This window comes from Candidatus Methylomirabilota bacterium, from assembly GCA_003104975.1.
Taxonomy (GTDB): domain Bacteria; phylum Methylomirabilota; class Methylomirabilia; order Methylomirabilales; family Methylomirabilaceae; genus Methylomirabilis.
This window is the reverse complement of record PQAM01000008.1, coordinates 134,337-145,459: the sequence shown is the minus strand read 5'-3', so window position 1 is coordinate 145,459 and position 11,123 is coordinate 134,337. Positions and strand designations below refer to the sequence as shown.

Sequence of the window (11,123 nt, the reverse complement as noted above, 5' to 3'; positions counted from 1 at the left end):
CTTTTCTACTCAATCACGCCGTCCATAATAGGCTCTTTCTGCCTGTCAGTGAATAGAGCGTCACATCACGATACAAGTCACCCTCGGCTCGACGGGATCGAAAACGATTACACGTACAAACACCCCCGTTGGGCCGCCAACCAGGCTGTGGGTGCCACTAAGCGGCCCCAGCGCGTCACCTCTCTCACGAAAGGAGCTTTGCTATGGCTAATCCTACACGCACGATTCATCTCCCCGAACCCGGCGATCTGCGGACATGCACTCGGTGGGCCTGTCTGCAGCGGATTCCCGGCACTGGGCCGGATCCAACTGTCCTCACCAATCAGGTCCAACGCGCAGTCGCTACGGTGGCCGCGACGGTGATCGCGACGGCAGAAGCAGACGGGAATCTCCAAGCGACCGATCAGTACATCCACGCCTTCCTGCAGCACTTCTGGGCGGGGATTGAGGCCTTACCCGGTCCTCGATACCCACTGCCCCTTCTGGCCGTTGCAGAGGAGCGGGGCACTCGGTGCATCGAGACCCTCGTAGAACGGGTCCTGCCGCGACTGCAGTACCGGGAGCAATTACTCACCCACATGCTGCCTTTTGAGTGGCAGATTCCGGATGGTACGGGCGGGGAGTTGCTCTTCCCGGGGGTGATTGCCAGGTTGGGAGAAGACCGCTTGACCGGCGCCATCCGGATCTACGACTGGCAGGTTGAGGAAAGCCACTTCCCCACCATGAATGCCGGCCTCCGTTATCAACGGATCGGCGTGGCACTGGGATGGCTACAGAATCAGTATCCCGGGCGAGAGACCGCGTATGTCGAGGTCTTCCTGCTCAGGGATATCACCTGGGAGTCGATCCGGACGCCCCAGGAGCTGTGCCTCCTTGAGGAGTTGCTTCGGAAGCAAGCGGACGAGGTCCAGCACCCGTTGCCGTTCGGGCACCCACCGCTTCATCTACTTGGGAACTGACCGGACTCTGAAGAAGCTGCACCAGCGCACAGAAGGCCTCGATTCGCACCATGGCGAAGAAAGGCAGGAAATGGGCTCTCTGGATTGATCTGTAGAATCGGCCGATTCGCCGGTCCATTAACGGCGCGAAGGATCATCTGTTTGTTACCTCCCGATTGTACGCTCCACGACTGAGGCGCATATCTTGCGCCCTTCTTTCTCAAAATCGAAGATTTTTCTGAAAATTGGTCTCGCTGCTGCCTCTATATATACAGAAGGGCATCCGCGTCCCCCGGGTCCGGCGTTCACAGCCCGGCTACGTCGTCAAGGAGAGACAGGCGTGGCGCTCTCATCCAAGAAGGACAACGATGGTCCCAGTCGGGACCCCAAGGATGGGTGGAGGAATCGATGTGTTCACTGATCTCTCCGCTGATCCGCCAGGAGCTACGCATGGTCAACTGGAATCGAGACGCGACCGATCAGGAAGTCTGCATCGCACATAGCCTCTTCATCGCACTCGCGCTGTACGAAGGCGTGGACGCGACGGTTCAGGGCCTATATCTTTGGATGCTCGCCTTCTTGACGCTGGCGTGGAGCCTGTGGTGCCGCTCGGGATACGGCCTTCTCACGCGGCTCTTGGCTGTCCTCCTGGGACTCGTGGACCAGCAGTTCGGGCGCAGGTATATGGCTAGAGCGCAGTGCTGGCGGCACCGCGTGGATCGCGGATCGAGGCGTATGCGCGTGATCGCGAGGATGGGCGCACGGTGGCGTAGGATTGCTCTCTGCATCACCCGGCGCCACTGGAGCCCACAACGCTTCCGGCCAGGCCATCGATCCCGAAGAGGTAAGGGCCGGCGTACCGGGAGGGCCTCTTCCGGCGGCGCGAATGGGGACGGCCCACCGGATCTAGTTGGGCAACCCCTCTCACACGGCCCGGCTACCCCGCTGCTCCCCGCGGCTGAGCTACCAGGTTGGTTCTGCTCCTATCCTCTCTGTCGGCAGGCGATGCCTCATGCCAACTGATACCCCTCCTGACAGCCTCACTGTGTCCCCCGTGGTCCCCAAACCGGATGAGTCCGATGCCCAAAGCGACGCTGTATGCCGCATCAGTCCTGATGTCCTCCGGGCCTTCGCGCACTGGGTGCAGCGCGTGAAGACTCAACGCCTGCAACCGCCGGGGGACCAGCAGGACCTGATCGGCGGCAGCGACCCGCTGGTCGGGAAAGAGCGGGCCCCATGACGTCGTGGGGGATTGTACCTACTGAACTTCCAGAGGATGTAGCGCACAGAAGGACGAAAGAGATGAGGCGGAATCGACGAGCAGCAGTGATCCTCTCCAACGGCAAGATCGCGGGAGAGCGGCCACTCCCATTCTGTGTCGGGACACCCATGATGCAGGTTGGGATGGGGCGTGTCGTGGCGTCGAATGATCGCGCAGCACCTGGTGGTGGCACCTGCAGGATCGGTCATGCGGCATCCCAGGGGTTCCAGTACTCAGCTCTTGCTCGTACCCTGTCTCCGAAGCGTTCGGCCGAGGTGGGGACCCCGACCTTGGTGGCGCTCCAGTCAACCCGTGCCATGCAGCACGGCAATTGCCGTGGACAGGCATCATACCCCACCCATGTGGGGATTCCCCTCTCGCGCGTCGTGGGTTCTGTGATCGGCCTCCACTACGCGGCTGAAGCGCTCCGGGCAGGCCTCCACTGTACGAAAGCATGCATGTTGTCCGTACATCGACATGGGCTGACAGGATGCATGCTATGGATGCCACGCCCCACCATTCACGATCGAAACTCGTCGCAGACCCGCCGCCTGAGCAAGTACCCCTCGCCCAGCCGCAGCAACCGGACCAGGGCCTGGAGAGAGCGTACGGCCCAACACCGAGTCCAGACATCCCTCACCCAGTACCGGATCCGCAGCGGGTGGCTATGCTGCTTGCCCGTCTGGCGGTCCGGCGGTACCTTCAACAAAAGGAGCAGGCACATGAGTAAACAACGTCCACCCCAGATCACCCCGGTTCACCTCGCCGAGGTCGCCGCCATCTATGTCCGCGTCGCCACCAAACCGCAGGCGCACGAGAGCACCGGCAGCATCGAGTCCCAGCGCAACCAGCGGCTTTATGCCCTCGCTTGGGGGTGGAGCGCGGACCAGATCCAGCTCTACGAGGACCTCGGGCGAAGCGGCACACGCGCCGACAACCGCCCGGCGTTCCAGCGGCTCCTGACGCGGGTGCGGGGCGGGCAGATCGGCGCGATCTTCTGCCTCGACGCCGCCCGCTTGAGCAGAGCCCCACTGGCCCTCGAAGAACTGGTCGCTCTCTGTCACCTCCAGCGCACGCTACTCGTGCTCGACGGGACGCTCGAGCTCCAGCAGGACGGCCCGGGAGGTGAGCTATGACGGAGCCACGTCCACCCCAGATCACCCCGGTTCACCTCGCCAAGGTCGCCGTCGTCTATGGCCGCGTCTCCACTCCGCGGCAGGCGCGCGACAGTACGGGTAGCATCGAGCATCAGCGCAACCAGCAGGCCCATGCCCTCGCCTGGGGGTGGCGCGCGGACCAGATCCGGCACCACGAGGACCTGGGACGGAGCGGCACACGCGCTGACAACCGCACGGCGTTTCAGGAGCTTCTAAAATTAGTGAGCGATGGGCGAGTCGGTGCCGTATTGGTCGCGAACGCCGCACGCCTTAGCCGCGCCGTCCAGGACTTCGAGGCGCTAGTCGCACTGTGTCGATTCCGGCAAACGTTACTCGTCATCGAGGGCCGCGTCCTAGATCTCAATGACCCGGCCAGCCGACTCATGGCGCGAATCGAGGGAGGGGTGGCCGACTACGAGAACTCCCTCCGTATCAAGAACTCGGTCGACGGCAAATACGCGAAGGCGCGGCTGGGACACGCCGTGAGCTTGCCGCCGACGGGCTATGTGGTGACAACGAAAGGCCAGTGGGCGAAAGATGCCGATCAGGCCGTCCAGCAGGCGATCGAGCAGGTGTTTCGGCTCTTCCGGCAACTGGGTTCCGCCCCCCAGGTCCTGCGGGCGTTGGCCCGGGCTAAGGCGATGCTCCCCATCCGGACCGGCACGGGGGAGCCGCGTTGGGTGCGTCCCAATATCTCCCGCCTGCACCTGATCCTTAAAAACCCGGCGTACGCCGGCTTCTATGCCTTCGGTCAGCGGCGGGCCGTCACGGGTGGCCGCCGGGGGGCCACGCGGTCGGTCCCGCCGTCGGAGTGGATCATGGTCCCGCACCATGAGGGCTATATCACGCCGGCGGAGTGGCGGGCCAACCAGGAGCGGCTTCAGGGAAACCGCTTTCCCGCCACGCAGCCGGTTGGCCGGGGGACGGCGCTCTGTCAGGGCCTGCTGTGGTGCGGGCGATGCAACCGCCGCATGCGCGTCACCTACTACCGGCTCCGCGTCGGCAGAGAGATCAGAATCCGGTACGCCTGCGTGGCGGCCTACGCCGAGTACGCCGACCCGATCTGTTGGGTGATCCCCGGCGGGGCCCTCGACTCGCTCGTCGCGCAGGAACTGCTCCGCCACTTGCAGCCCGCGGACCTCGCGGCAGTCTTCGCGGCAGGGCGGGAGGTCAATCAGGACTATGAAGCGGCGCAGCGTCGGCGAGCGCACGACCTAGCAGACGCCGAGTACCAGGCCGATCTCGCCAAGCGGCGCTACGAGTACGTTGTCCCCGAGAACCGACGCTTGGTCGCGACCCTAGAACAGGCGTACGAGCAGGCGCTCCGACGGTTGGAGGAGGTCCGATTCCACCAGCGGCAGGAGTTCCTCGCCCCGCCGCTTACCCTGACCCCAGAGGAGGTGAGTGCCATCTGTCGCGACGCACGGGATCTGCCCGGCCTCTGGTCGGCCCCGACGACCACCCCCCACGACCAAAAGGAGTTGCTGCGCCTGTTCGTGCAGCGGATCCGCCTGACCGCCCTCTCGGCCAGCGAGTTTACCGTCGAGATCCTCTGGGTGGGCGGGGAGGTGACCGCCCACCGCATCCCACGCCCCCGCAAAGCGGCGCTCGTCGCCCATGAACTGAGGACCCAGGGATGGCGCCCAGCGATGATCGCGGCCGAGCTAACCCGACGAGGCTTCAGGACGGGCACCGGTGAGCCCTTTACCAACCAGCACGTCTACCGGCTCTGCACGTATGCGACCCAACGCGCCGCGCGGGGACGGGGGAAGCACGCACGGGCTGCTGCCGCCGAGAGCAACGCGCCAGGACAGAAGACTGCGTGTGCACCGTAACCGTACACCGAGATCCCAGCGTCCCGTTGGCCAGGCCGGCCAACGCGCACACCCGTGGTCCGTGGACGGGGTCCGTCGGCCCTGCTGCCGAGGCGCGGCGTCGCGAGCGAATCCGACGGCCTGGTGGGGTGCGCGAGGCACAAGCGCGCCCGCTCGCGCCGAGCTTGATGACGTTAGCGACCCAGTAAGGGGCGCAGGCGCGGTCAGTGTTGGCCTCACAAATCGCGCCCATACCCGCGCCATATCCAATGAGCCTGCAACCCCGGCCTGGTTCGCGGCAGGGGCCCAAGACGGCGCACTCTCCCGCGACCAGGCACTATCTCTGAACCGATAGGAGAAGCCACATGATGACCCAACGCCCCCCTCAGATCACGCAAGATCATCTCGGCCGACCTGCCGCGACCTATATCCGCGTCTCCACCGGACCGCAGGCGCGCGACAGCACAGGCAGCATCGCGCATCAGCGGGATCAGCAGGCCTATGCGTTCCACTGGGGATGGGGAGCCGATCAGGTCGAAGCGTACGAAGACCTCGGCCAGAGCGGTACGCGCACGGACGGTCGCGTCGCCTTCCAGCGACTCCTCACCAGAGTGGCCGCCGGCCACGTCGGTGCCGTCTTTTGCGCCAACACCGCCCGCCTCACCAGGGCCCCGCGCGACTTCGAAACGCTGGTGGCCCTCTGCCGCCTCCATCGCACGCTGCTCGTCGTCGAGGGCAACGTCCTTGACCTCAATGACCCGGCCAGCCGGCTCCTGGCGCGGCTACAGGCAGGAGTCGCGGCGTACGAAAACGACCTCCGCACTCGCACCTTGGTCGCCAGCAAATACGCGAAGGCGCGGCTGGGACACGCCGTAAGCCGGCCGCCGGGTGGCTTTGTGGTGAGCACGAAAGGCCAGTGGGTGAAAGACCCCGATCACGCCGTCCAGCAAGCGATCGAGCAGGTGTTAGGGCTCTTCCGGCAACTGGGTTCCGTCCCCCAAGTCCTGCGGGCGTTGGTCCGGGCGAAGGCGATGCTCCCCGTCCGGACCAGCGCGGGAGAACTGCGCTGGGTACGGCCGTGCATGGCCCGCCTCCACATGATGCTCCGACACCCAGCCTACGCCGGCTACTACACGTTGGGCCGGCGGCAGGTCATTCCAGGGGATCCTGACGGGCGTGTACGCTGGACCCCGCAATCCGAGTGGATTATGGTCCCACACCACGAAGGCTACATCACGCCAGCGGAGTGGCGGGCCAACCAGGAGCGGCTGCGGGGAAACCGCGTCCCCACCACGCAGCCGGTTGGCCGGGGGACGGCGCTCTGTCACGGCCTGCTGTGGTGCGGGCGGTGCAATCGCCCGATGTACACCCGATTACGGAACTTGGTCCGCGGGAACGAGGAGATCCGATACGCCTGTTTGGCAGCCTACCAGCAACATGGCGAGCCACGCTGTTGGAGTATCGATGGTCGGACCTTGGACCGGGCTATGGCCGCGGCACTCCTGGGGCGTCTGCAGCCCGCGGACTTCACGGCGGTTCTCGCGGCAGGGCGGGAGCTCAACCAGCAGTACGAGGCGGCGTGCCGGCGACGGGCACAGGAACTCGAGGATGCCGACGATGCGGTCAACCTCGCCAAGCGGCGGTACACGTGCGTCGACCCGGCGAACCGGCGCCTGGCCGCGACCCTAGAGCGGCACTACGAGCAGGCGCTGCAACGCCGTGAGGAGATCGAGTTGCGGCACCGGGAGGAGGGCCTCAGCCCACCGCTGACCCTCACCCCCGAGGAGGTGAGCGCCATTTGCCGCGAGGCACAGGACCTGCCCGGTCTCTGGTCGGCTCCGACGACCACGCCCCAGGACCGGCGAGAGTTGCTGCGCCTGTTCGTGCAGCGGATCCGCCTAGTCGCGGTCTCGGCCCGTGACGTTACGGTGGAGATCGCCTGGGTGGGTGGTGCCACGAGCACCCATTGCGTGGCCCGCCCCAAAAAGGGGGCGCTCGTCGCCCTGGAACTCAGGACCCAGGGATGGCGCCCCGCCGCGATCGCGGCGGAACTGAACCGCCGGGGATTCATCAGGAGCTGCGGTAAGCCGTTTACCGCCAGAGACGTCCACCACTACTGTTGGCAAGCGGCTCACCGGGCTCGGAAGAGAGGAGGGAAGCGGCCGCGCGGCGACGGTACCGAGGACAATGCGATGCTGGCTGAGTGGTGAGGTTCGAGTTTTTTACACCCAATACCTCATGCCGGTCACAACATATCGAACATATCGAAAAAAGACCTTGACTCGATGGGAGGCAATATGATTTACTCCACTAGTTTTGCGAGTTCGACTTCGATCACCGATGGCGCGCGATGGCGCATCGGCCTGCGACTAATCGCTGACCTGCAATCCTCGTTCACGCTGCAACGGTTATTGTCACGTCTACAGGGATGATGATGCGGCACCTCCGTCTCACGTGTAACATTGCACTCGCTGGCTTGGCATTCATGAATCCAGCCATCTTCCTACGGGGTGCCGTACTCCTGGCATCCGTGGGCCCAAGTATGGCCCTGGCCACAGTGCCGAGCGAGTTCCTGCTGTCACGACGCCGGATGAATCGCGTCGATAGCGAGTTTATCGCCTTGGTATGCATGCTTGCGACGCTCGGTCTCGCGGTGGCCGTTGGCAGCGTGCCGCTGTCGTCGCTTGCCGCGATAGCATCGGTCTTAGCCCCGGCGGTCGTGGGCTTTTTGTGGCGGACCAGCTCGCCGTACCATGCAGAGCGAGGGTTGCAGTTTGTCGAGAGGTGGTTAAGCTGGGTCCCCTGGCTGGTGCTCCCCGCAGAGGAGGCTCGTTGGCTCGTCAGGGACATCCGCCTATGGCACGAACGTCCCCGATGGTCGTTCGGCCGCACAATCAGGTGCCTCATCCGGGTTCGCCAGAGTCGTCTCGGCGTTCGCTCCCGTACCCATCGCCGTACCCCTGGCCGTCGATCGGCGGCTTCGAGAGGCAGCAGGGACGGCGGTGCAGACGGTGACGGAGGTGGTGACCCTCCCAGCCTCAACCCATTAGTTCTTCCCATCACCTTACGCCCCGTGCTCCCTCCCCTCAAAGAGGAGCTGGGGCGCTCGTATTTTCTCCCCTTCGCAAGTGTCCGGCACGGGAGCCGGCCATGACTGATCTTACGCCCTCCCACGCCGCGATCCTGGAATCCATCCTGTGCCAGTGCCCGTATAATGTGCTCCTGACCCTCATCCCCTCCCGCGTGTGGGTCGGTGGAGTGTGGCGCACCCTGGATCCCCGCGGGGAAGGCGTCGACCTGCTCCACGGGGCCCTGCTGCGGATCGCGAAGAGCGGGGTGGTACCGACTCACCCGAAAACCTATATCGCACAGGCCATCCGGTTCCTCGTGCAGGAGCGCTATGGTGTTGGGCGGCCAGGGACTAGGGACATGGGCTGGCCTGAGCTCGTAGCAGGCGCGACCGTTGAGGAGCCGGGCTATACGGAGTTCGAGACCCGCCACGACCTCAACCGGCTGCTCCCGCAGCTGCCTGCGGCCGATCGCATCGCAGTCGACCAATTTCTGGCGGGGCAACGCAGTCGGCTGCCCCGCGCAACGGTGCAAGGGCTGTCCACACGCGTCAGCGGACGCCCCCGCAGAAAAAAGAGGGACGTATCGTCACAACCACCTGCCAACGAATGTAAGTTCGCGAATTGAGCTACGAAGTGAGTCTTGATCGAGAGTTAGCTGGAGGCGGTGCTTACATGAAGTGGTACTGGGTCTTACCTTGTGCCAGGGTCTACTGGCATCACTACTGCCCCATGCGGTGTTGCCTCACAGTTCGCTTCCGAGACGTTGGGCACAACAACCGGCCCCACGTTTTCAGATACCATAGAGACCGCACCCGACCAACCCTAAAGGGCACCGCGCGCTCCAGCAACTTTCATGATCCGTTTGGCGGCGTGTCGTAATTTTCTCCTGAAAAATTTCGAGGGGCAGCGTGAACGTGTAATAGACAAGGTGGCTGTACAAAACGAAGATAGCCAGGAGACAATAGCAAACTGGCAAGTCGAGATCTGACGGTTGGCCTGGTAACGCAAGCCTTCAGTTTTCTTGGGTACCCGAGTTGGTGAGCGCATGCAGGAGCCACGAGGCGCGCACTAATCAGGAATTACCTGCGAACGGTGCTTCAGACTCATTGTTAAACGATGCTATGTGTCATCGATTGCCAACACCGCAGCCCCATTCGACGTGGCACCACCCTGTATGTTCCGGCAGGATAGCTCGAATGCGAACTCGAACACACCTTGAGGAGTTCTGAGCGGATGTCCCTTCGGGCGCTTCTCCCATCGCGGCAAAAAACGAGCCAGTCGGATCTTTCCGATCTGCGCGACGATTCTTATCTCACCCTGCAAGAGGCGGCGAGCTACACTCGGCTATCAGTTCGAACCCTCCGGAAGTGGGTTCGCCATCCCTATCGGCCCCTCCCGCATTACAAGTGTGGAGGGAAGCTACTATTTCGCCGAGACCAAATTGATGAGTGGCTCCACGGCTATTTTTTTCGGCGAAGCCCAACGGCCATTGATGTCGTTGACGCCTTTGCCAATCACATTCTCCGGGAGTTGAAGGCGTGAGCGATGCGTAGTACAATCACCCACTCAGTAAGGAGACACAATGGGCGTAAAAGTTCGATTTTGGCATGGAAAGTGGTACATCTTTATCAATGTGGGGGGCCGACGCAAGGCCAAGGCGATCGGCGACCGAAAAACTGCTGAGCTCGTGGCGGAAAAGATCCGGGCACGGCTCGCCTTGGGTGACTTCCAGATCGACCAGCCTCAGCGGACGGCATCCCGGACATTCGAACAAACCGCTGAAAATTGGCTTGACCGCTATGCCCGCCGACACTGCGCCCCGGCGACGTACGCGGGCTACCGCTACTACCTCCGCACCCACGCCTATGCGCTTCTTGGACCAAAGCCATTCGACGACGTCACGCGGGACGATGTCGAAGATGTCATCAATGCGATGATCGACCAAGGCTTAGCAAAGGGCACGATCAAATGGTGCGTTAACGCCATCCGGGCGATTTACAATCACGCCATCGACCACGGAGCGAAGTTGATCAACCCCGCGGCCCGCATGGGACGCTTCCTCAGTGATAAGACGGCCCCCGCCGTTAAATTCATTCCATTGACCGCTGAAGAGGTTCAGTGTCTGCTTGATGGTGCGGAGGCGATTGATCTACGACGTGCAGGCCAACGCTTGCAGGAAGTTGCGCCCTCATTCTACCTGTTTCTCCTCACGGCGGTTCGAACGGGGCTTCGACTCGGTGAACTGATGGGGCTTCAGTGGGGCGACCTGGACTTCCAAGGCCGATTTATCGAAGTGCGCCGCCAGTGGAATCGGGGTCGTCTCATCCTCACGAAGAGTCGTCGCGTTCGGCGCGTCGACATGTCGCTCCAACTTCGGAATGCCCTGCGGGACGCCAAGGAAAGCCGCCGAACAGAACTCGCTATCCAGGGCCGCGAACTCGACCCCCAAGAGCCGATTTTCCGAAACGCGGTTGGCGGCCGTCTCCAAGAAAGCAATGTGCGCCGACGGCTGGTCCACCCATGCTGTCAAGAAGCCGGGCTCCGACAGATCCACCCCCACCTACTGCGCCATACATTCGCGAGCCTGCTTCTCCAGAATGGAGAGAGCATCGCCTACGTGAAAGACCAGCTCGGCCATGCGTCGATCCAGTTGACCGTAGACACCTACGGCCATCTGATTCCCGGCGCAAATAAGGCCGCGGTAGACCGCCTCGACACCGCAACAATCCGCAACCCCCGCGCAACCACGCGAGACGTTCACTCAATTGATGCGTTGGAAGTGATTGAAAAGATTGGTGACCCGTCCGGGACTCGAACCCGGGACTCCCTGCTTAAAAGGCAGGAGCTCTGCCGACTGAGCTAACGGGTCGTCGTGCGGCGCG

Annotated in this window: 10 protein-coding genes, 1 tRNA gene and 1 pseudogene; 10 read left to right on the top strand and 2 right to left on the bottom strand. The window is 63.3% G+C overall.

Translation table 11 applies throughout. From position 1 onward, the window contains the following. Positions 1 to 203: 203 nt before the first annotated feature. The 10 genes and pseudogenes from C3F12_04385 to C3F12_04340 all read left to right on the top strand — a co-directional run bounded on the left by C3F12_04385 (position 204) and on the right by C3F12_04340 (position 10,255). Complete coding sequence (locus tag C3F12_04385; protein ID PWB47221.1) at positions 204 to 959, top strand: hypothetical protein; 756 nt, start codon at positions 204 to 206, stop codon at positions 957 to 959. 429 nt (positions 960 to 1,388) lie between these two features. Next, on the top strand, positions 1,389 to 1,961 hold the full coding sequence (locus C3F12_04380; protein ID PWB47220.1) for a hypothetical protein: 573 nt from the start codon (positions 1,389 to 1,391) through the stop codon (positions 1,959 to 1,961). 31 nt (positions 1,962 to 1,992) lie between these two features. Continuing rightward, positions 1,993 to 2,178, top strand: a complete 186-nt coding sequence (locus tag C3F12_04375) for a hypothetical protein (protein PWB47219.1) — start codon at positions 1,993 to 1,995, stop codon at positions 2,176 to 2,178. Then, positions 2,175 to 3,335 carry a hypothetical protein gene (locus C3F12_04370; GenBank protein PWB47218.1) on the top strand — a complete coding sequence of 387 codons (1,161 nt, stop codon included), beginning with the start codon at positions 2,175 to 2,177 and terminating at the stop codon, positions 3,333 to 3,335. The genes C3F12_04375 and C3F12_04370 overlap by 4 nt, the downstream gene beginning before the upstream one ends. Beyond that, positions 3,332 to 5,191 (top strand): hypothetical protein, encoded by a 1,860-nt coding sequence (locus tag C3F12_04365; protein PWB47217.1) that lies wholly within the window; start codon positions 3,332 to 3,334, stop codon positions 5,189 to 5,191. The genes C3F12_04370 and C3F12_04365 overlap by 4 nt, the downstream gene beginning before the upstream one ends. Positions 5,192 to 5,535: 344 nt before the next feature. Next, entirely contained in the window at positions 5,536 to 7,380 is a 1,845-nt protein-coding gene (locus tag C3F12_04360) for a hypothetical protein (protein PWB47216.1), read from the top strand. A 218-nt stretch (positions 7,381 to 7,598) separates the two neighbouring features. Continuing rightward, the gene (locus tag C3F12_04355) at positions 7,599 to 8,324 is read left to right on the top strand and encodes a hypothetical protein (protein PWB47215.1); all 726 of its coding nucleotides are present in this window, start codon (positions 7,599 to 7,601) and stop codon (positions 8,322 to 8,324) included. Then, positions 8,321 to 8,866, top strand: a complete 546-nt coding sequence (locus C3F12_04350; protein PWB47214.1) for a hypothetical protein — start codon at positions 8,321 to 8,323, stop codon at positions 8,864 to 8,866. The genes C3F12_04355 and C3F12_04350 overlap by 4 nt, the downstream gene beginning before the upstream one ends. Positions 8,867 to 9,474: 608 nt before the next feature. Continuing rightward, the gene (locus C3F12_04345; GenBank protein PWB47213.1) at positions 9,475 to 9,783 is read left to right on the top strand and encodes a hypothetical protein; all 309 of its coding nucleotides are present in this window, start codon (positions 9,475 to 9,477) and stop codon (positions 9,781 to 9,783) included. 40 nt (positions 9,784 to 9,823) lie between these two features. After that, positions 9,824 to 10,255 (top strand): annotated as a pseudogene (locus C3F12_04340) (hypothetical protein). 174 nt (positions 10,256 to 10,429) lie between these two features. On the opposite strand, the gene C3F12_04335 reads toward C3F12_04340, so the two are convergent. After that, positions 10,430 to 10,801, bottom strand: coding sequence for a hypothetical protein (locus C3F12_04335; protein ID PWB47212.1), 372 nt, complete (start codon positions 10,799 to 10,801; stop codon positions 10,430 to 10,432). Positions 10,802 to 11,034: 233 nt separating this feature from the next. Continuing rightward, positions 11,035 to 11,110: transfer RNA gene (locus tag C3F12_04330), tRNA-Lys, on the bottom strand. Positions 11,111 to 11,123: the final 13 nt, after the last annotated feature.